Origin of the sequence: Streptomyces roseicoloratus, from assembly GCF_004117935.1 — a bacterium.
GTDB lineage: Bacteria > Actinomycetota > Actinomycetes > Streptomycetales > Streptomycetaceae > Streptomyces > Streptomyces roseicoloratus.
Genome location: NZ_SDOY01000096.1, coordinates 25,095 through 45,692 on the forward strand (window position 1 = coordinate 25,095; position 20,598 = coordinate 45,692).

Here is a 20,598-nt window from a genome sequence, read left to right on the forward strand (position 1 = left end):
GGGGCTACTCCGCGGACTCCGGCGGGCGCGCGGGCACCACCGGCAGCGGATACACCGGGGGAGTGCCGCCGAACTCCGGACACACCGCACGGTGGTCGCACCAGCCGCACAGCTTCGTCGGCCGCGGCCGCCAGTCACCCGACTCCGTCGCCAGCCGGATCGCCTCCCACAGCGCGTGCAGCTTGCGCTCCACCCGCAGCAGATCCGCCTCCACCGGGTCGTACGTCAGGACGTCACCGCTGCCCAGGTACACCAGCTGCAGCCGGCGCGGCACCACGTTCTTCAGCCGCCAGACCACCAGCGCGTAGAACTTCATCTGGAACAGCGCGCCCTCGCTGTACTCGGGGCGCGGCGCCTTGCCCGTCTTGTAGTCGACGATCCGCACCTCACCCGTCGGCGCCACGTCCACCCGGTCGATCACCCCGCGCAGCCGCAGCCCCGACGACAGCTCCGTCTCCACGAACAGCTCGCGCTCCGCCGGCTCGAGCCGCGTCGGATCCTCCAGCGTGAACCACCGCTCGACCAGCGCCTCCGCCTCCGACAGCCACCGCGCCAGACGCTCGGCCCGCGGCTCCGTCGGATCCGTGTCCGAGCCGTCCGAGCCGGTCGCGGAACCTCCGGCCTCCTCCTCGAACAGCTCCGCCAGCTCCGGACGCGACGCGAGCAGCCGGTCCCACTGCCCCGGGATCAGCGCCTTCGCCCGCGGCACCGTACGCTCCACCGCCGGCGCGTCGAACAACCGCTCGAGCACCGCGTGCACCAGCGTGCCCCGGGTCGCCGCCGCACTCGGCTTCTCCGGCAGCCGGTCGATCACCCGGAACCGGTACAGCAGAGGGCACTGCATGAAGTCGCTCGCCCGCGAAGGCGACAACGACATGGGCGGCCGCGCCTGCACGGACTCCACGGACGGCTGCTCACTCGTACTCATGACACAGACCCTACGACCCACCACCGACAGTCAGTACCTCCCCGACCCTGATCCACCCGACGGGCCCGCGCGGAATACCATCGACGCAGGACCCGTCGCGCTGCATGATCGAACCGTGACCGAGTGCGCGGGCCGAGCGGCCCGGCGACGAAAGGAACCCGTGAACCAGGACGAGTCCAAGCCGCAGCGGACCGAGGAGCCAGGCGGTGGCCTCCTCATGGGCCGGCCCTTCGGCGTGCCCGTCTACGTCGCACCCAGCTGGTTCCTCGTCGCCGCCCTCATCACCTGGGTCTTCGGCGACCAGATCGAACGCGTCCTGCCCGAACTCGGCGCCGCCCGCTACCTCGTCTCCCTCTTCTTCGCCATCGCCTTCTACGCCTCCGTCCTCGTCCACGAACTGGCCCACACCCTCGCCGCACTCCGCTTCAAGCTCCCCGTGCGCCGCATCCAGCTCCAGTTCTTCGGCGGCGTCTCCGAGATCGACAAGGAGACCGAGACCCCCGGCCGCGAATTCGTCCTCGCCTTCGTCGGCCCCCTCCTCTCCCTCGTCCTCGCCGGACTCTTCTACCTCAGCCTCTACGCCGTCGAACCCGGCACCGTCCCCGGCGTCCTGCTCGGCGGCCTGATGATCTCCAACCTCATCGTCGCCGTCTTCAACCTGCTCCCCGGCCTGCCCCTCGACGGCGGCCGGATGCTCCGCGCGGTCGTCTGGAAGATCACCGGCAACGCCATGAGCGGCACCGTCGCCGCCGCCTGGGTCGGTCGCGCCCTCGCCGTCACCGTCCTCATCGGACTGCCCCTGCTCACCCGCACCGGCTGGCTCGGCAACTCACCCGACGACATCTCCGGCTTCACCACCGTCACCGACGCCCTGCTCGCCGCCATCCTCGCCGCGATCATCTGGACCGGCGCCGGCAACAGCCTCCGCATGGCCCGACTGCGCGAACACCTCCCGGAACTCCGCGCCCGCGCCCTCACTCGCCGCGCCATCCCCGTCGAGCCCGCCACCCCGCTCTCCGAAGCCCTCCGCCGCGCCAACGAGGCCGGAGCCCGCGCCCTCGTCGTCGTCGACGGCCACGGCGCGCCCACCGGCATCGTCCGCGAGACCGCCATCGCCGCCGTCCCCCAGCACCGCCGCCCCTGGGTCGCCGTCAGCACCCTCTCCCAGGACCTCACCGACGGCATGAAGGTCCCCGCCGAACTCACCGGCCAGCCCCTCCTCGACCACCTCCGCGCCAGCCCCGCCACCGAGTACCTCGTCGTCGAGGAAACCGGCGAGATCTACGGCGTGCTGTCCACCACCGATGTCGAGAAGGCCTTCGTCAAGGCCATGGCACGACCTTCCTCGTAACACCGGTACCCTGTTCACATGTCCGAACCGACCGGTGCCGCCCGCCGTCGCGGGCCCTTCAAGGTCGGGGACCAGGTCCAGCTCACCGACCCCAAGGGACGCCACTACACGTTCACGCTCGAGGCCGGGAAGAACTTCCACACCCACAAGGGTTCCTTCCCGCACGACGAGCTGATCGGCGCTCCCGAGGGCAGTGTTGTCCGTACCACGGGGAACGTCGCCTACCTTGCGCTGCGCCCCCTGCTCCCCGACTACGTCCTGTCCATGCCCCGCGGCGCCGCCGTGGTCTACCCCAAGGACGCGGGGCAGATCCTGGCCTTCGCCGACATCTTCCCCGGCGCCCGCGTCGTCGAGGCGGGCGTGGGCTCGGGCTCGCTGAGCTCCTTCCTGCTGCGTGCCATCGGCGACAGCGGCATGCTGCACTCCTACGAGCGCCGCGAGGACTTCGCCGAGATCGCCAAGGGCAACGTCGAGCGCTACTTCGGCGGCCCGCACCCCGCGTGGCAGCTGACCGTCGGCGACCTGCAGGACAACCTGTCCGACACCGACGTCGACCGCGTCATCCTCGACATGCTCGCCCCCTGGGAATGCCTCGAGGCCGTCTCCAAGGCGCTCGTCCCCGGCGGCATCCTCTGCTGCTACGTGGCCACCACCACGCAGCTCGCCCGCACCGTGGAGTCCATCCGCGAGTTCGGCTGCTACGCCGAGCCGCAGCCCTGGGAGTCCATGATCCGCAACTGGCACGTCGAGGGCCTGGCCGTGCGCCCCGACCACCGCATGATCGGCCACACCGGCTTCCTCGTCACCGCCCGCCGCCTCGCGGACGGCGTCGAGCCCCCGATGCGCCGCCGCCGGCCCGCCAAGGGCGCCTACGGCGAGGACTACGAGGGCCCCAACAAGGGCTGACGCCCTCACGGGGCTGACGCCCCGACAACGCAACGGTGCCGCCGCCGAGTTCCCGCCCCACAGCGCGGAAGTCGACGGCGGCACCCACGTGTTCGGGGCACACCGTCCACGGCCCGGGGACTCACCAACGGGCCCGCGCACCGCATCCCGGCCACACGGCCTCAGTCTCCGTGCCTGCCCTGGACCTCACATCCCGGCCCGGGCTCCGCGTCCGGCAACGAGCCGCAACCCACGCGCCCACGCCCCACCACCCGGGCCACCCCGCCTGTTCCCCACTCCTGTGACGTGTGGCACGATGCCCGCAACTCCCTCCGCGCCACCCTCACAGGAGACTTCTCGCGTGCAGCCCTCCGCCGTCACGGACCTCGCGCACACCCACGCCCGTCCCGTGCACTGGCTGACCACCGCCACCGCCATGGCCGCGGTCGTCGCCCTCGCCGGACTCCTCCAGCCCGGCTCCGCCGGAGCCGCCGGAGCCGTCGGCGCGCACGCCGCTCCCGCCGCACGCCCCGCCCCCGACGCCGGCACCGCCCCCTACCCCCTGGAATGCGGCGGAGCCCCCAGCACCATCGCCCGACAGGCCACCGGCGACCTCGACGGCGACGGAAACCCCGAGACCGTCGCAGTCGTACACTGCGAAGCCGGCTCCGGAACCCCACCCAGCGGCGTCTACGTCCTCACCCACGGCAAGGGCACCGGCACACCCGCGGCACGCGTCGTCGCCACCCTCGTCGACCCCACACAGCAGAAGACGATCACCGACTTCACCGTCCGCGACGGAGCCGTCCACGCCACCCTGCTCGGCTACTCCGGCCCCCGCGTCCCCAGCTGCTGCCCCGACCAGAGCGAACAGGTCACCTGGCGCTGGCAGCGCGGAACCTTCGTCCGCACCACCCAGGACCAGGCACGGTCCGTCTGACGGACCGGACACGCGCCGCCCGGCCGGCCGGCGGACCGGGCCGCACACCGCGGCCCGTCACCACGCCGTCACTCCGCGTCGGGCCCGTACACCTCGACGCCGTCGCCGACCCGCCGCACATGGATGCAGTCACCCGGGCACTCCTTCGCGGAGTCCACCACGTCCCGCAACAACGGCAACGGCACCGGCGTCGTCGCACCCGGCTCCTGGAGCAGCTCGTCGTCCGCGCTCTTCACATAAGCGAGCCCGTCGATGTCGAGCTCGAAGACCTCGGGAGCGTACTGCGCGCAGATCCCGTCCCCCGTGCACAGGTCCTGATCGATCCAGACCTCCAGCGCCTCGCCGGCACCCGCCGCCGGGACCTCCTGCTGCACGGTCATATCCCCTGCCGTTTCTGCTTCGCTTCGATAAGTCGGGCAAACCCTGACGGGTGTTGACCACCCACGACGATACAACCGGGCGCTTTTGGCGAGCCCCCCGGTGGGTATTCCCCTGGCGTGAGGGGAAGCGCAAGGGTGAAGATCGGACACACCCCGCAGTCTTTTTGATCTAGGGGTTTCAATCATCACCCACCCAGGTAGGGTCAGGAAGCGTCCAGCTCCCCTTGGAGGAGGTGAGGACCGTGGCAGCCCACGACGACGACATCAACCGCGGCATCCGGCCGGGGCGGGGGTCTGAGGACCCCGCCGGCCAGGTTGCCTATCTCGAGCAGGAAATCGCCGTCCTGCGCCGCAAGCTCGCCGACTCTCCGCGTCACACGAGGATTCTCGAGGAGCGGATCGTCGAGCTGCAGACGAACCTGGCCGGCGTGTCCGCGCAGAACGAGCGACTCGCCAACACGCTCCGTGAGGCCCGCGACCAGATCGTGGCCCTCAAGGAGGAGGTCGACCGGCTCGCCCAGCCGCCGGCCGGCTTCGGTGTCTTCCTGCAGGCCAACGAGGACGGCACGTGCGACATCTTCACCGGGGGCCGCAAGCTCCGGGTGAACGTCAGCCCCAGCGTCGAGCTCGACGAGCTCAGGCGGGGCCAGGAAGTCATGCTCAACGAAGCGCTCAACGTGGTCGAGGCCATGGAATTCGAGCGCGCCGGCGACATCGTCACCCTCAAGGAGATCCTCGAGGACGGCGAGCGAGCCCTGGTCATCGGCCACACCGACGAGGAGCGGGTCGTCCGGCTCGCCGAACCCCTCCTCGACATCACCATCCGCCCCGGCGACGCCCTGCTCCTGGAACCCAGGTCGGGATACGTCTACGAGGTCGTCCCGAAGAGCGAGGTCGAGGAACTCGTCCTCGAAGAGGTCCCGGACGTCGACTACGACAAGATCGGCGGCCTGGGCAACCAGATCGAACTGATCCGCGACGCGGTCGAGCTCCCCTACCTCTACCCCGACCTCTTCAAGGAGCACGAACTCCGGCCGCCCAAGGGCATCCTGCTCTACGGCCCGCCCGGCTGCGGCAAGACGCTCATCGCCAAGGCCGTCGCCAACTCCCTTGCCAAGAAGGTCGCCGAGGTCACCGGCCAGCCCGCCGGGAAGTCGTACTTCCTGAACATCAAGGGCCCCGAACTCCTCAACAAGTACGTCGGCGAGACCGAGCGGCACATCCGCCTCGTCTTCCAGCGTGCCCGCGAGAAGGCCAGCGAGGGCACCCCCGTCATCGTCTTCTTCGACGAGATGGAATCCCTCTTCCGCACCCGCGGCTCCGGCGTCAGCTCGGACGTGGAGAACACCATCGTCCCCCAGCTGCTCGCCGAGATCGACGGCGTGGAAGGCCTCGAGAACGTCATCGTCATCGGCGCCTCCAACCGCGAGGACATGATCGACCCCGCGATCCTGCGGCCCGGCCGGCTCGACGTCAAGATCAAGATCGAGCGCCCGGACGCGGAAGCGGCCAAGGACATCTTCGCCAAGTACCTCACGGCCTCCCTCCCGCTGCACTCCGACGACCTCGCCGAGCACAGCGGATCCAAGGAAGCCGCGGCACACGCGATGATCCAGTCCGTCGTCGAGCAGATGTACGCCGAATCCGAGGAGAACCGCTTCCTCGAGGTCACCTACGCCAACGGCGACAAGGAAGTCCTCTACTTCAAGGACTTCAACTCCGGCGCGATGATCCAGAACATCGTCGACCGGGCCAAGAAGATGGCCATCAAGGCCTTCCTCGACCACGACCAGAAGGGCATCCGCGTCTCCCACCTCCTCCAGGCCTGCGTGGACGAGTTCAAGGAGAACGAGGACCTGCCCAACACCACCAACCCCGACGACTGGGCCCGCATCTCCGGAAAGAAGGGCGAGCGGATCGTCTTCATCCGCACCCTCGTCACCGGAAAGCAGGGCGCGGACACCGGTCGCTCCATCGACACGGTGGCCAACACCGGTCAGTACCTGTAGTGACGCGCACCGGCTGCGGATGTCCGGAACACGGGCATCCGCAGCCGTCGCATTCCACTCACCGAACCGCATTCGATCTCCCCGTACACGCGCAGCCGCTCTAGGCTCGTGGGTACCGCCGAATCACGCACCGTGCGGGGGTCGGCGCCGGGCAAGGAGGGCCGCATGACCGTACGGCGCGTTATGGGCATCGAGACGGAGTACGGGATCTCCGTCCCGGGGCACCCCAACGCCAATGCCATGCTCACCTCGTCCCAGATCGTCAACGCCTACGCGGCGGCGATGCACCGGGCGCGCCGCGCCCGCTGGGACTTCGAGGAGGAGAACCCGCTGCGGGACGCCCGCGGCTTCGACCTCGCCCGCGAGGCCGCCGACTCCAGCCAGCTCACCGACGAGGACATCGGCCTCGCCAACGTCATCCTCACCAACGGCGCCCGGCTCTACGTGGACCACGCCCACCCCGAGTACAGCGCCCCCGAGGTCACCAACCCGCGCGACGCCGTCCTCTGGGACAAGGCCGGCGAACGGATCATGGCCGAGGCCGCCGAACGGGCCGCCCAGCTGCCCGGTGCCCAGCCCATCCACCTCTACAAGAACAACACCGACAACAAGGGCGCCTCCTACGGCACGCACGAGAACTACCTGATGAAGCGGGAAACCCCCTTCTCGGACATCGTGCGCCACCTCACGCCGTTCTTCGTGTCCCGCCAGGTCGTCACCGGCGCCGGCCGCGTCGGCATCGGCCAGGACGGCCGCGAGCACGGCTTCCAGATCAGTCAGCGCGCCGACTACTTCGAGGTCGAGGTCGGCCTGGAGACCACGCTCAAGCGCCCCATCATCAACACGCGCGACGAACCCCACGCGGACGCCGAGAAGTACCGGCGCCTGCACGTGATCATCGGAGACGCCAACCTCTCCGAGATCTCCACCTACCTCAAACTCGGCACGACGTCCCTCGTCCTCTCCATGATCGAGGACGCCTTCATCACCGTCGACCTCGCCGTCGACCAGCCCGTACGCACCCTCCACCAGGTCTCCCACGACCCCGGCCTCCAGTACCTGATCACGCTGCGCAGCGGCCGGACACTCACCGCCGTACAGCTCCAGATGGAGTACTTCGAGCTGGCCAGGAAGTACGTGGACGAGCGCTACGGGTCCGACGCGGACGAGCAGACCAAGGACGTCCTGGCCCGCTGGGAGGACACCCTCAACCGGCTGGAGAACGACCCGATGAGCCTGGCCGGCGAGCTGGACTGGATCGCCAAGCGGGAGCTCATGGAGGGCTACCGGCGCCGCGACGGCCTGGACTGGGACGCCGCCCGGCTCCACCTCGTGGACCTCCAGTACGCGGACGTCCGCCCCGAGAAGGGCCTGTACAACCGTCTCGTCGCCCGCGGGCGCATGAAGCGACTCCTGGACGAGGCGACGGTGGAACGGGCCGAGACGAGCCCTCCGGAGGACACCAGGGCCTATTTCCGCGGCCGCTGCCTGGAGCAGTACGCGGACGACGTGGCCGCCGCCTCCTGGGACTCGGTGATCTTCGACCTGCCGGGCCGCGACTCCCTCCAGCGCGTCCCGACCCTGGAACCCCTCCGGGGCACCCGGAACCACGTCAAGGAACTCCTGGACCGGTGCAGGACCGCGGAGGAACTGGTCCGCGTCCTGTCCGGAAACTCCTAGCGGCAGCGATTTTCCCGGACCCCGGGCACGGCTGAAATGCCCGGGGACTGGGAATCATGGGATCAGTGCCCGGACGTTGTGGAAACTGCGGGGCCGATGTCAGTCCCGGCTTGTAAGGTCTGATCTTGTACAGACCCAAACGAGCGGGCCGATTCGAGCGGGGTGAGGTTTATGGCGACCAAGGACACCGGCGGCGGACAGCAGAAGGCGACGCGTTCCACCGAGGAGGTCGAGGAGACCACCACGGAGGCAAGCTCCGACCTCAAGGAACGCCAGGAGAAGCTGAGCGACGACGTGGACTCCGTCCTGGACGAAATCGACGACGTACTCGAGGAGAACGCCGAGGATTTCGTGCGAAGCTTCGTGCAAAAGGGCGGCCAGTAGCCTTCGAACCGAAGGTGCGGTCGCAGGGGCGGGGAGATGTCGAAGGCTGTCAAGCACTGTCGTGGTTGTGGGCGGGATCTCCCGCCGACCGGATTCGCGAGGGACTGCAATCGCGGAGACGGGCTGCGACCACGGCGCCGGGAATGCGTCGCGGCCTATAGCGCCGAGCGCTACCGGAACCGGCAGGCGGCCGAGGGCGAGGTCGTCCGAAGCAGGGTGGAGGTGCCGGCAGGGCACAAGCCGTGCCGGCGGTGCGGTGAGGTCAAGCCGCACAGCGAGTGGCATCGCCATTCCACCGCCTCGGACGGCCTTGCCACTCGATCCAAGCCAATGCAAGAAGACCCAGGGGCGGGCAGGTCGCCTCAAGCGCGAGGACGGCATCACGGAGGCCGAGCGCGACGAGATGATCGCTTCGCAGGACGGTCTCTGTGCGATCTGTATGGCGGCTCCCGCCATACATGTGGATCACTGTCACGAGACGGGTAGGGTCCGTGGCGTACTGTGCTTCAACTGTCATTCGGCCATCGGCACGTTGGGAGACGATCCCGACCGCATACGTCGGGCCATCTCATACCTGGAGGGAACGCGTGGAAGCCATCACTCGTAGCACCGGGCGTCTACCCGCTGCCTTCCTGACGCCGGGCTCGTCCTCCTTCATCGACTTCCTCGCCGACCACTCGCCGGAGTTGCTCCCGGGCAACCGGAAGCTCCCCGAGGGGATCGTCGAGGCGCCGCACGGGACGACCATCGTCGCCGCGACGTTCCCCGGCGGGGTCGTGCTCGCCGGTGACCGGCGGGCGACGATGGGGAACATGATCGCGCAGCGGGACATCGAGAAGGTGTTCCCGGCCGACGAGTACTCCGCGGTCGGCATCGCCGGCACCGCCGGCCTCGCCGTGGAGATGGTGAAGCTGTTCCAGCTGGAGCTGGAGCATTTCGAGAAGGTGGAGGGCGCCACCCTCTCCCTGGAGGGCAAGGCCAACCGGCTCTCCACGATGATCCGCAGCAACCTCGGCATGGCCATGCAGGGCCTGGCCGTCGTCCCGCTGTTCGCCGGCTGGGACGAGGGCAAGGAGAAGGGCCGGATCTTCTCCTACGACGTCACCGGCGGCCGCTCCGAGGAGCACGGGTACGCCGCCACCGGCTCGGGTTCGATCTTCGCGCGCGGGTCGATGAAGAAGCTCTACCGGGACGACCTGACCGAGCAGCAGGCCACCACGCTGGTCGTCCAGGCGCTGTACGACGCGGCGGACGACGACTCGGCGACCGGCGGCCCGGACCTGGCCCGCAGGATCTTCCCGATCGTCACCGTCATCACCGACGAGGGCTTCCGCAGGCTCACGGAGGCGGAGTCCTCGGAGCTGGCCCGGTCGGTCACCGATCGGCGTCTGGAGCAGCCCGACGGGCCGCGCGCCGCGCTGCTCTGACCGTTCGTCGGCCCCGTTCGTCGACCGCAGTAGCCCTCAGAGCCTTTCAGACCGGAAGAAAGGGACGGTAGCCGGTGTCCACGCCGTTCTATGTCTCACCTCAGCAGGCCATGGCCGACCGGGCCGAGTACGCCCGCAAGGGCATCGCCCGAGGCCGCAGCCTCGTCGTCCTCCAGTACGCCGACGGCATCGTCTTCGTCGGCGAGAACCCGTCCCGCGCGCTGCACAAGTTCAGCGAGATCTACGACCGGATCGGCTTCGCCGCCGCCGGCAAGTACAACGAGTACGAGAACCTGCGGATCGGCGGTGTGCGCTACGCCGATCTGCGGGGTTACACCTACGACCGTGACGACGTCACGGCTCGTGGTCTGGCCAATGTGTACGCCCAGACGCTGGGCACGATCTTCTCCAGTGCGGGCGAGAAGCCATACGAGGTGGAGCTGGTCGTGGCCGAGGTCGGCGTGGAGCCGGAGGGCGACCAGATCTACCGGCTGCCGCACGACGGGTCGATCGTCGACGAGCACGGCTCGGTCGCGGTGGGTGGCAACGCGGAGCAGATCAGTTCCTTCCTGGATCAGCGGCACCGTGACGGCATGTCGCTCGCGGAGGCGCTGAAGCTGGCGGTGCAGGCGCTGTCGCGTGACACCAACGGCAGTGAGCGGGAGATCCCCGCGGAGCGGCTGGAGGTGGCGGTCCTGGACCGTACGCGTCCGCAGCAGCGCAAGTTCAAGCGGATCGTCGGCCGGCAGCTGAAGCGGCTGCTCGAGGCGGACGACGCGGCCGTGGCGAAGACGGACGATCCGTCGGACGAGGCCGCGGAGGAGTAGTCCGCGCCGGCGGACGTCCGTCGGTGTTCGTGGCAGGCGTTCGCGCCGGACGTTTTCGTGGCAGGCGTCCGCTCGGATGTTCGTGTCGGGCGTTCGTGTCGGGCTCGTAGGCCCTGGCCCGCTTCGGCGGGTCGGGGCCTTCGTCGTGCCTGGAGGTGGACGGGGCGGGTCAGGTGGTCGGGGCGGGGCCCGAGGAGCCGCGGACGACCAGTTCGACGGGGAGTTCGACGGGTTCGGGTCGTGCTCCGGCGAGGGCGGTGAGGAGTGCGGCCATGCCCCGTCCGCCGAACTCCTCGGCGGGCAGCCGCACGGTGGTGAGTTCCGGTTCCAGGGCGGTCGAGAGGGCCATGTCGTCGAAGCCGGTGACCGAGAGGTCCTCGGGGACCCGTAGGCCGAGGCGGCGGGCGGCTTTGAGGACGCCGGCCGCGAGGATGTCGTCGTCGCAGATCACGGCGGTGGGCCGGGGGCCGGGGGCGGTGAGCGCCACGTTCGCGGCCTCCCAGGCGGCGGCGACGTTGAGCCGTGCGCGCGCCGTGCGCAGTTCGGCTGTTCCGGGCAGGGTCTGCGCGAGGGCGGTGGCGCGTGCGTCGAAGGTCCAGGAGGGGACCGCGGACGCGAGGTGCAGGAAGCGGCGGTGGCCGAGGCCGAGCAGGTGGCGGGTGACGCGGCGCATGCCGTCGGCGACGTCGAGGTTGACGTGTGCGGCGGCGCTGGGGTCGGCGGGGTCGCTGTCGAGCATGACGAGGGGCAGATTGGTGCCCTGGAAGGCCTTGAGGGCGTCGGTGGCCATGGAGGAGGCGAGGACGCCGTCGAGGGAGGCGGGTGCGGAGGCGAAGGGGTCCTTGGCGGGGCCGGTGCCGTCGGGGGAGGGGTAGAGGACGACGCCGATGCCGTGGCGGGCGGCTTCGGCGGCGGCGCCGGTGTAGACGTGGGCGAAGAACTCGTTGGTGAGTGCGGGGACGACGAGGAGTGCGGTGCGGGTGCGGCCGAGGCGCAGGTTGCGTGCGGCGAGGTTGGGCCGGTAGCCGAGGGTCTGTGCGGCGGTGCGGACGGATGCGGCGGTGCGTTCGGAGACGCGTCCGCGCCATTTGTCGCCGAGGACGAGGGAGACGGTGGCCTGGGAGACTCCGGCGGCCCGGGCGACGTCCCGGCTGGTGGGCCGGGTGGCGGGGGGCTGCTCCGGCGTGTGCACTGGAACCTCCGGGTCGGGGGCGGGGCGGCACGCGGGGTGGACCGGCGTGCTGTCGTCATGGTACGTATGACGCAGGACGTTATACGTAAAACCTCGGGTGGATGCCCCGAGAGGGGAGCGATCATGGCCAGCGAGGCCAGGGCGGGCGGCGGCTATCTCGACATCCTGCGCGCCCCGCACGCCGCGCGCCTGCTGACCGGCACGCTGGTCGGCCGGCTGCCCAACGGCACCGGCCCGGTCGCCATCACCGTCTTCACCCGCGCCGAGGGCGGCAGCTACAGCCTGGCCGGTGGTCTCATCGCCGCGTACGGCCTGGCCACCGCCGTCGGCCAGCCGCTCCTGGGCCGCGCCGTGGACCTCAAGGGGCAGCCCCGCGTCCAGCTCCCCGCCGCGGTGATCTCCGCCCTCGGCATGGCGGCCCTGGCGGTCACCGGCATCGGGAACCTGTTCCTCGCCTACGTCGCCGTCCTGGTCGCCGGACTCTTCACCCCGCCGCTCGAGGGCGGGCTGCGGGCCCTGTGGCCGAGCGTCCTGGGCCGTGAGGACCGGGTCCACCGCGCGTACGCCCTGGACGCGGTCGCCCAGGAGGTCATGTTCACCGTCGGGCCGCTGCTGCTGACCCTGCTGGTGGCGCTCTGGTCGCCCGCCTCGGCGCTGCTCGTCATCAATCTGCTCGGTGTCCTCGGCGCCCTGTCGGTCGTTCTCTCCGAGCCTTCCCGCGCCTGGCGCTCGGCGCCCCGCGAGGCGCACTGGCTGGGCGCGCTGCGCTCGCCGGGGCTGCTCGCGCTGCTCGCCTCGTTCTTCTTCGTCGGCCTGGCCCTCGGCTCCATCACCGTGGCCGCCGTCGCGTACGCGGACGAGCGCGGCAACGAGTCGGTGTACGGCTGGCTGATGGCCGCCCTGGGGCTCGGCGCGCTCATCGGCGGCGTGGCCTACGGCGCCCGTCACTGGGCCGGTGCGCCCGAGCGGCGGCTTCGGGTCCTGGTGCTGCTGCTGGCGCTGGGCTACCTTCCGCTGATGCTGGTGCCCGGGCCGCTCGCCATGACGGGGCTCGCGGCCCTTGCGGGGGTGTTCCTGGCGCCCGCCATCGCCTGTGCCTTCATCGTCGTCGACCGCCACGCACCGCGGGGGACGGTCACCGAGGCCTTCTCCTGGCTGGTGACCACCTTCGGCGTGGGTGCGGCGCTCGGCTCGGCGGTCTCGGGGCCCGTCGTCGAACTCGCCGGGACTCCGGCGGGTTTCGCCGTGGCCGGTGCCGGCGGCCTCGTCGCCTTCCTGGTCCTCCTCGCCACCGGCCGGGTGCTCGGCCCCACCGTGGGGTCGCGACACGCCGTCAGCGGGGGCGCCGCGGGCGACGCGGCCGAGCCCGGGGCGGCCGAAAAGAACACGCACTCATCGGAAAATGATCGGAACGGGGCGGCCGAACCCGGTTTCAGCTCGGGTCTTCAGGCGTAATGTTCTGACATGGACCGCCGCATTTTCGGGCTGGAGAACGAGTACGGCGTCACGTGCACGTTCAGGGGACAGCGCCGACTGTCTCCTGACGAAGTGGCGCGCTACCTCTTCCGCCGTGTCGTGTCATGGGGCCGCAGCAGCAATGTCTTCCTGCGGAACGGCGCCCGCCTGTACCTTGACGTGGGTTCGCATCCGGAATACGCAACTCCCGAATGCGACAACGTGGTCGAACTGGTCACCCACGACAAGGCGGGCGAGCGCATTCTCGAAGGTCTGCTCGTCGACGCGGAACGCCGCCTGCACGAGGAGGGAATCGCGGGCGACGTCTATCTCTTCAAGAACAACACCGACTCCGCCGGAAACTCCTACGGCTGCCACGAGAACTATCTGGTGGCCCGCCACGGGGAGTTCTCGCGGCTCGCGGACATCCTCATTCCGTTCCTCGTCACCCGTCAGCTCATCTGCGGTGCGGGAAAGGTGCTGCAGACCCCGCGCGGCGCCGTCTACTGCGTCTCCCAGCGTGCCGAGCACATCTGGGAGGGCGTCAGTTCGGCCACCACGCGCTCGCGTCCGATCATCAACACCCGCGACGAGCCGCACGCGGACGCCGAGCGCTACCGCCGGCTCCACGTCATCGTCGGCGACTCCAACATGTCCGAGACGACCATGCTGCTCAAGGTCGGCGCCACCGACCTCGTGCTGCGCATGATCGAGGCGGGCACGGTCATGCGCGACCTCACCCTGGAGAACCCGATCCGGGCCATCCGCGAGGTCAGCCACGACATCACCGGCCAGCGCAAGGTCCGCCTCGCCAGCGGCCGCGAGGCCTCCGCCCTGGAGGTCCAGCGGGAGTACTACGAGAAGGCCGCCGACTTCGTCGACCGCCGCGGCATCCGCAGCGGCACCGTCGCGCAGGTCCTCGAACTGTGGGGCCGCGCGCTCGACGCCATCGAGCAGGAGCAGCTCGACCGCATCGAGACCGAGATCGACTGGGTCATGAAGTACAAGCTCATCGAGCGGTACCGGGCCAAGCACAACATGACGATGTCGCATCCGCGGGTCGCCCAGATAGACCTCGCGTACCACGACATCCACCGCCGCCGCGGGCTGTACTACCTGCTCCAGAAGAACGGCCAGGCGGCGCGGGTCTGCAACGACGTGAAGATCTTCGAGGGCAAGTCGGTGCCCCCGCAGACCACCCGGGCCCGGCTCCGCGGCGACTTCATCCGGCGTGCGCAGGAGCAGCGGCGGGACTTCACCGTCGACTGGGTCCACCTCAAGCTCAACGACCAGGCGCAGCGCACCGTGTTGTGCAAGGACCCGTTCCGTTCGGTCGACGACCGGGTGGAGAAGCTGATCGCCGGGATGTAGACCGGCACGGCTCGCAGGCGGTCACACCTCGGCCCCGCACGTTTCACGTGCGGGGCCGACGGCTTCTCGGGGTCCTCCCCTAGAGTGTCCGGACAACTACTGTGCCGTCTGAGATCTGAGGAACTAGTGCGCCGACTTGCCGGCCTGCTCGTCGTCCCGCTTCTGCTGCTCACCACAGCGGCATGCGGCAGCGACGACAAGGGCTCCGATTCCGGTTCGATGAAGAACGGGCTCCCCGCCATCACCGCGGGGGAGAAGTTCGGAGAGAAGCCGACCCTCTCCCAGGGCGTGGGCAACCCGCCGAAGGAGCTCAAGGTCAACGTCATCAGTGAGGGCGACGGCGCGGTCACCAAGAAGGGCGACGTGCTCTCGGTCAACTACCTGGGTCAGGAGTGGGACGAGTCCACACCCTTCGACAACAGCTTCGACCGGAAGCAGCCCTACCCGCTGACCCTCGGCCAGGGCCAGGTCATCCAGGGCTGGGAGAAGGGCCTGGAGGGGCAGAAGGTCGGCAGCCGCGTCGAGATCGGCATCCCGCCGGAGCTCGGTTACGGCGCGCAGGGCCAGGGTGACATCAAGGGCAACGCCACGCTGGTGTTCGTGGTGGACATCCTGAAGGCCGTCACCCTCCCGAAGTCGGCCTCCGGCACCGAGGTGGCGCAGGACAACAAGGACCTGCCGAAGGTCGGCACCAACACGGACGGCAAGCAGCCGTCCCTGACCGTGCCGAAGGTCGACCCGCCGACGAAGCTGGTCTCCACCTACGTCCTGGAGTCCAAGGGCGAGACCGTCGCCGCGACGGACACGGTCGCCGTGAACTACGTCGCCGCCCTGTGGAAGGACGGCAAGGTCTTCGACTCGACGTACGCGCAGGGCAAGCCGGTGAACTTCCCGCTGGCCCAGCTGACCCTGAAGGGTCTCAAGGACGGTGTCGTCGGCAAGAAGGTCGGCAGCCGGGTCCTGATCGTCGCCCCGCCGTCCGAGGCCTTCGGCGACCAGGAGCAGCAGGGAATCCCGAAGAACTCCACCCTCGTCTTCGCCGTCGACATCCTGGCGAAGGTGTAAGACTGTCCAGGTCGCGCAGGTCATCACCTGCGCGGTTCACATGTTTTTGAGGAGCGCACTGCAGTGAACATCGAGAAGCCCGAGGTCGACTTCCCGGGCGGCGAGCCGCCGGCCGACCTGGAGATCAAGGACATCTGGGAGGGCGACGGAGCGGTCGCCGAGGCCGGTGACCTGATCGACGTCCACTACGTGGGTGTGCTGTTCGAGTCCGGCGAGGAGTTCGACTCCTCCTGGAACCGCGGCAACCCGCTGCAGTTCCAGCTCGGTGTCGGCATGGTCATCCAGGGCTGGGACAAGGGCGTCCAGGGCATGAAGGTCGGCGGCCGCCGCCAGCTGACCATCCCCGCGCACCTCGCCTACGGCGACCGCGGTGCCGGCGCCAAGATCGGCCCCGGCGACACCCTGATCTTCGTCTGCGACCTCGTGGACGTGAAGAAGGTCTGATCCGGCCACTGCGTCCGGACCAGAGGGCCCCCGCCGTCCGGCGGGGGCCCTCTGCGCGTCGTCCCGGTCCGGGCCCGGCTTTTGTCCGGACACCCCGGGGCGGTACGGTCGGACGTCCAGAAGTCAATCCGGCAGAAGAGGGTGCGGGGCGTCGATGGCGATTGCCAAGGCCGAGCGGCTGATGAATCTTGCGCTGTGCCTGCTCGGAACCCGCCGTCCGCTGAGCAAGCGGGAGCTCCGCGGCTCCATCGAGGCGTACGTCGAGGCCTTCGGTCCCGGCAACGGCCCGGCCGCCGGAGACGACGCCTTCAACCGGATGTTCGAGCGCGACAAGGACGATCTGCGCGAGCTCGGCCTGGTCATCGAGACGGTCGAGAACCTCGACGGCGAGACCGGCTACCTGGCCCGCCGCGACTCCAACCGGTTGCCGCCGATCACCCTGGACGCCGAGGAGGCCGCCGCCCTCGGCCTCGCCGCCAAGGTCTGGCAGCAGGCCCGCCTCGCCGGCGCCGCCAGCGGCGCCCTGCAGAAGCTTCGCGCCGCCGGGATGCCGGAGGCGGAGGACACGTACGACTCCCAGCACAGCGCACTGGAGCCGCGGATCCCGGTGCACGAGGCCGCCTTCGAGCCGCTGATGCTTGCCTGCCGCGACCGCCGCCCGGTCGTCTTCGACTACCGCAAGGCCACCGCCGCCCGCCCCGAGACACGGCACGTCGAGCCGTGGACCCTGGAGTGCTGGCGCGGCCACTGGTACCTCGCGGGCTGGGACCGGGACCGGGGCGCCGAGCGGGTCTTCCGGCTCTCCCGCATCACCGGCAAGGTGCGCTCCCGGGCCGGCGCCTTCACCGCGCCCGTGCCCGACGTCGTCACCGTCCGCGAGACCGTCGAGAGCTGGGCGGGCGAGACCGCCACGCGCTCCGCCCGGATCCGGCTGCGCGCCGGCTGCGGCTACCCGCTGCGGGCCCGCGCCCTGTCCGTGACCGAGGGTGCCGGCGGCTGGGACGAGCTGGAGATCCCGTACGGGCACGGCCTCGACGCCTGGCTCGTGGAGTTCGGGCCGGACGTGGTCGTCCTGGAGCCCGCGGACCTGCGGGCCGACGTGGTGGAGCGGCTGCGCGCCGTCGCCAAGGGCTGAGGGGGAAGGAACGACCATGGCCGCCAACGCCATCGACCAGACGAGGCGCATGCTCTCCCTCGTCACCTATCTCCGGGAGCGCCCGGGTGCGCACGTCGCCGACGTCGCCCGCGCCTTCGGCATCACCGAGGACGAGCTGATCTCCGACCTCGACGTGCTGCCGATGTGCGGCACCAGCTTCCGGGGCGGCGACCTCCTCGACATCGACACCGACGGCGACCGGATCTGGTGGCACAACCCGGACGACGTCGCCGAGCCACTGCGGCTCGCCGCCGACGAGGCGACCGCCCTGCTCGTGGCGGCGCGGGCGGTGGCCACCCTGCCCGGGCTGCGCGAGAGCGACCGCGAGGCGCTGCTGCGCGCCACCGCCAAGCTGGAGGCCGCGGCCGGCGAGGCCGCCGGCGCCAGCTCCCGGCTCTCGGTGACCTTCGAGTCCGAGGGCGGGGTCTTCGCCGACGTCGACCGGGCCATCTCCGAGCGGCGCCGGTTGTGGCTGCGGTACTACTCGCCCGCGCGGGACGAGCTGACCGAGCGCGAGGTGGACCCGATCCGTCTCTTCGCCGTCGGTCACACGTACATGGAGGCGTGGTGCCGGCTCTCCGAGGCGCGCCGCACCTTCCGGCTCGACCGGGTCGCCGAGATCCGGATCCTGGACGACCACGCCGCGCCGCCGGAGATCGAGCTGCGCGACCTGTCCGAGGGGCTGGTGCAGCCTTCCGCCGAGGACCCGGAGGTCGTGGTGGAGGTCGGGCCCGGCGGCCGCTGGGTCGCCGAGTACTACCCGCACGACCGGGCCGAGGAACTGCCCGACGGCGGGCTGCGGATCACGCTGCGCACGCCGGCGCCCGCCTCGCTGCGGCGCCTCGCGCTGCGGCTCGGCAGCGACGGCCGGATCGTCGCCCCGCAGGAGCTCGCGGACAGCGCCCGGGACGCCGCGGCGGCGGCACTGGCCGCGTACGAGGGCTGAACAGCAGGGGGAACGTGACGTTCCGGGGGACCGGGACGCCGTTCCGAGTGGGACCCGTACCCGTACCGCAGTGGGGAGAGTTGAGGGAAATGACCGCGATGTCCGCTGTTACGGTGCCCGTCGCCCCGGTCACCTTCAAGGCCGCGTGCCCCGACTGCCGCGCCCGCTTCGAACTCTCCGCGGGCGCCCTGCGGCTCGCCATCGGTGCGAGCCGCCGCACCACCTTCTACTCCTTCACCTGCCCCGAGTGCGGCAGCGCCGTCCGCAAGCCGGCCGGTGAGCGGATCGTCGAGCTCCTCACCGGCGGCGGCGTGAACACCCTGCGCCTGCACACCACCGGCTGACGCCCGGGCCTCCGGCGGTGTCCCGGGCCTGCGCGGCGGCCGCGGCCGGAGAGGCCCTAGGCTCGGCACATGTTCTGGTCCATGCTCGCCATCGCCCTCGGCTTCCTCGGCATCGCCGTCCTCGGCGTCCTCGGCATCAAGGTGTTCCTGGAGGCCCAGCGCCTCGGCCGTCAAGTGGCCCGCACCACACAGCGCATCCACCAGGCCGCCGAGGACCTCGAGAAGGCCGCCGTCGACCTGGCGCGAACGGGCGAGACACTGCGCTGAATTCGCCCCGTACGCTGCGCGGAAAGCCGCTCCCGAAGCCGTGCGGTGCGCGATGGGGAGTATGCACGGTCATTGCCGCCCGTTTACTCCTGCGGGTTACGATCGCTTTCAGCGCGGTGGCCGGACGCATGTCCGACGGGCCGGGCACGCACTCCAATGTCGCCTCGGTGAAGAAGGTAAACAGCTATGGGTAAGCTCGGCCCCACCGAGATCATTCTGATCCTCGTCGTGATCATCCTGCTGTTCGGTGCCAAGAAGCTCCCCGACATGGCCCGTTCGCTGGGCAAGTCCGCCCGCATCCTCAAGAGCGAGGCCAAGGCGATGAAGTCCGACGACCAGCAGAGCGCCCCGGCCGACCCGCCGCACCCCGCTCCCCAGGACCAGGCCGCGCCGCGCACCATCCAGGCCGCGCCCGGTGACGTGACCAGCTCGCGTCCGGTGGCCGAGCCCACCGACACCACCAAGCGCTGACCCGGTCCGCCGCGACCGCCGCCGCGGGCGGCGGTCGCCGCACGAGATGAGGACGTGGGTTGCTCAAGTCTGCCCGCAAGCAGGAAAGGGATCCCGAGGGCCGGATGCCCCTCGTGGAACACCTGCGTGAACTTCGCAACCGCCTCGCCAAGGGCCTGCTGGCCATCGCGGCGGTGACCGTCGTCGCCCTCGTGTACAGCGAGGAGCTGATGGTGTTCCTGACGAAATCGGTGCCCAAGTGCCCCGAGGGGACGATGGGCGACGGCGGCAACTGCGCCGTCGTCTCCTTCAACACGCTGATCGCCCCCTTCAGCACCACCATCCAGGTCAGCCTCGTGACCGGCCTCGTCGTCGCGAGCCCGGTCTGGCTGTACCAGCTCTGGGCCTTCATCGCGCCCGGACTGCACAAGCACGAGAAGAAGTACACGTACGCCTTCGTCGCCGCCGCGGTCCCGCTGTTCTCGGCCGGCGCCTACCTCGCGTACCTCATCCTCCCCATCAGCGTGAAGGTGCTCATCAGCCTCACGCCCGAGGGCTCCGCCAACATCCTCTCGCTGGCCGACGTCCTCGACTTCACCCTGCGCATGGTGCTCGTCTTCGGCCTCGCCTTCGAGCTGCCGCTCGTCCTGGTGATGCTGAACCTCACCGGAGTGCTCAGCGGCCGGCGGATGGCTCGCTGGTGGCGCGGCGTGATCATGGGTGTCTTCGTCTTCGGCGCCGTCATCACCCCGACCACCGACCCCGTCGGCATGCTCGCCCTGGCCGGCCCGATCACCCTCCTCTACCTGGCGGCGGTCGGTTTCTCCCTCCTCAACGACAAGCGCCGCGGCCGCCGGAACCCCGACGCCGCACTCGGCGACGACGAGGCCTCCCACCTCGACCTGACGCCCGAGGCCGTCGGCGAGGTCGAGCCCGTCACCGCCGCCCGGGCCCTGCCCGAGCAGGCCACCGGGGAGTCCGAGGGCGCCAGGTCGCACCGGCTGAACGGCTACGACGACATCACCTGACCGGCCACCGGATCTGCCACCCCGGGCCCGTCACCCGGTCCCGTGAACCCTCACGCGATCCTCCAGGTC

22 protein-coding genes are annotated in these 20,598 nt (G+C 70.2%); 19 read left to right on the forward strand and 3 right to left on the reverse strand.

All coding sequences use genetic code 11. From position 1 onward, the window contains the following. Positions 1-4 precede the first annotated feature (4 nt). The gene (locus ESG85_RS10395) at positions 5-928 is read right to left on the reverse strand and encodes a RecB family exonuclease (RefSeq protein WP_128977788.1); all 924 of its coding nucleotides are present in this window, start codon (positions 926-928) and stop codon (positions 5-7) included. Between ESG85_RS10395 and ESG85_RS10400 the strand changes: the two genes are divergently transcribed. The 3 genes from ESG85_RS10400 (at position 843) to ESG85_RS10410 (ending at position 4,104) form a co-directional block, all read left to right on the forward strand. Continuing rightward, positions 843-2,279 carry a site-2 protease family protein gene (locus ESG85_RS10400; protein WP_128977790.1) on the forward strand — a complete coding sequence of 479 codons (1,437 nt, stop codon included), beginning with the start codon at positions 843-845 and terminating at the stop codon, positions 2,277-2,279. The genes ESG85_RS10395 and ESG85_RS10400 overlap by 86 nt on opposite strands. Before the next feature lie 18 nt (positions 2,280-2,297). Continuing rightward, on the forward strand, positions 2,298-3,185 hold the full coding sequence (locus tag ESG85_RS10405) for a tRNA (adenine-N1)-methyltransferase (protein ID WP_019884997.1): 888 nt from the start codon (positions 2,298-2,300) through the stop codon (positions 3,183-3,185). A 340-nt stretch (positions 3,186-3,525) separates the two neighbouring features. Next, positions 3,526-4,104: a hypothetical protein gene (locus ESG85_RS10410; RefSeq protein WP_128977792.1), complete on the forward strand. Its 579-nt coding sequence runs from the start codon at positions 3,526-3,528 to the stop codon at positions 4,102-4,104. Positions 4,105-4,172: 68 nt separating this feature from the next. Here ESG85_RS10410 and ESG85_RS10415 read toward each other — a convergent pair whose 3' ends face one another. Further along, the gene (locus tag ESG85_RS10415; RefSeq protein ID WP_128977794.1) at positions 4,173-4,484 is read right to left on the reverse strand and encodes a ferredoxin; all 312 of its coding nucleotides are present in this window, start codon (positions 4,482-4,484) and stop codon (positions 4,173-4,175) included. 242 nt (positions 4,485-4,726) lie between these two features. On the opposite strand from ESG85_RS10415, the gene arc reads away from it, so the two are divergent. From arc to prcA, 6 genes are all read left to right on the forward strand, one after another. Continuing rightward, positions 4,727-6,493: a proteasome ATPase gene (gene arc, locus ESG85_RS10420; protein WP_128977796.1), complete on the forward strand. Its 1,767-nt coding sequence runs from the start codon at positions 4,727-4,729 to the stop codon at positions 6,491-6,493. A gap of 165 nt (positions 6,494-6,658) precedes the next feature. Further along, entirely contained in the window at positions 6,659-8,173 is a 1,515-nt protein-coding gene (gene dop / locus ESG85_RS10425) for a depupylase/deamidase Dop (protein WP_128977798.1), read from the forward strand. Positions 8,174-8,344: 171 nt separating this feature from the next. Further along, positions 8,345-8,557: a ubiquitin-like protein Pup gene (locus tag ESG85_RS10430; protein ID WP_030494396.1), complete on the forward strand. Its 213-nt coding sequence runs from the start codon at positions 8,345-8,347 to the stop codon at positions 8,555-8,557. A 403-nt stretch (positions 8,558-8,960) separates the two neighbouring features. Further along, on the forward strand, positions 8,961-9,164 hold the full coding sequence (locus tag ESG85_RS36755; RefSeq protein ID WP_309550255.1) for an endonuclease VII domain-containing protein: 204 nt from the start codon (positions 8,961-8,963) through the stop codon (positions 9,162-9,164). Next, entirely contained in the window at positions 9,145-9,984 is an 840-nt protein-coding gene (gene prcB / locus ESG85_RS10440; protein WP_128977800.1) for a proteasome subunit beta, read from the forward strand. The genes ESG85_RS36755 and prcB overlap by 20 nt, the downstream gene beginning before the upstream one ends. Positions 9,985-10,058: 74 nt before the next feature. Further along, positions 10,059-10,811: a proteasome subunit alpha gene (gene prcA, locus ESG85_RS10445; protein WP_128977802.1), complete on the forward strand. Its 753-nt coding sequence runs from the start codon at positions 10,059-10,061 to the stop codon at positions 10,809-10,811. Positions 10,812-10,980: 169 nt separating this feature from the next. Here the strand turns inward: prcA and ESG85_RS10450 are convergent, their stop codons facing one another. Beyond that, positions 10,981-12,003: a LacI family DNA-binding transcriptional regulator gene (locus ESG85_RS10450; protein ID WP_128977804.1), complete on the reverse strand. Its 1,023-nt coding sequence runs from the start codon at positions 12,001-12,003 to the stop codon at positions 10,981-10,983. A gap of 123 nt (positions 12,004-12,126) precedes the next feature. Here ESG85_RS10450 and ESG85_RS10455 point away from each other — a divergent pair, with 123 nt between their 5' ends. The 10 genes from ESG85_RS10455 (at position 12,127) to tatC (ending at position 20,529) form a co-directional block, all read left to right on the forward strand. Then, entirely contained in the window at positions 12,127-13,458 is a 1,332-nt protein-coding gene (locus ESG85_RS10455; protein WP_128977806.1) for an MFS transporter, read from the forward strand. 9 nt (positions 13,459-13,467) lie between these two features. Next, positions 13,468-14,829, forward strand: coding sequence for a Pup--protein ligase (gene pafA, locus ESG85_RS10460; protein ID WP_128977818.1), 1,362 nt, complete (start codon positions 13,468-13,470; stop codon positions 14,827-14,829). Between the two features lie 126 nt (positions 14,830-14,955). Next, positions 14,956-15,894, forward strand: a complete 939-nt coding sequence (locus ESG85_RS10465) for an FKBP-type peptidyl-prolyl cis-trans isomerase (protein ID WP_128977820.1) — start codon at positions 14,956-14,958, stop codon at positions 15,892-15,894. A gap of 63 nt (positions 15,895-15,957) precedes the next feature. Next, complete coding sequence (locus ESG85_RS10470) at positions 15,958-16,338, forward strand: FKBP-type peptidyl-prolyl cis-trans isomerase (protein ID WP_128977822.1); 381 nt, start codon at positions 15,958-15,960, stop codon at positions 16,336-16,338. A 154-nt stretch (positions 16,339-16,492) separates the two neighbouring features. After that, entirely contained in the window at positions 16,493-17,473 is a 981-nt protein-coding gene (locus tag ESG85_RS10475) for a helix-turn-helix transcriptional regulator (protein WP_128977824.1), read from the forward strand. Between the two features lie 16 nt (positions 17,474-17,489). Further along, complete coding sequence (locus ESG85_RS10480) at positions 17,490-18,440, forward strand: helix-turn-helix transcriptional regulator (RefSeq protein WP_128977826.1); 951 nt, start codon at positions 17,490-17,492, stop codon at positions 18,438-18,440. Between the two features lie 89 nt (positions 18,441-18,529). Further along, complete coding sequence (locus ESG85_RS10485; protein WP_128977828.1) at positions 18,530-18,784, forward strand: CpXC domain-containing protein; 255 nt, start codon at positions 18,530-18,532, stop codon at positions 18,782-18,784. 69 nt (positions 18,785-18,853) lie between these two features. Further along, a complete protein-coding gene (locus tag ESG85_RS10490) occupies positions 18,854-19,051 on the forward strand; it encodes a hypothetical protein (RefSeq protein ID WP_128977830.1) in 198 nt (65 codons plus the stop codon). Positions 19,052-19,237: 186 nt separating this feature from the next. Further along, the gene (gene tatA / locus ESG85_RS10495; protein ID WP_128977832.1) at positions 19,238-19,522 is read left to right on the forward strand and encodes a Sec-independent protein translocase subunit TatA; all 285 of its coding nucleotides are present in this window, start codon (positions 19,238-19,240) and stop codon (positions 19,520-19,522) included. Between the two features lie 59 nt (positions 19,523-19,581). After that, on the forward strand, positions 19,582-20,529 hold the full coding sequence (gene tatC, locus ESG85_RS10500) for a twin-arginine translocase subunit TatC (RefSeq protein ID WP_128977834.1): 948 nt from the start codon (positions 19,582-19,584) through the stop codon (positions 20,527-20,529). Positions 20,530-20,598: the final 69 nt, after the last annotated feature.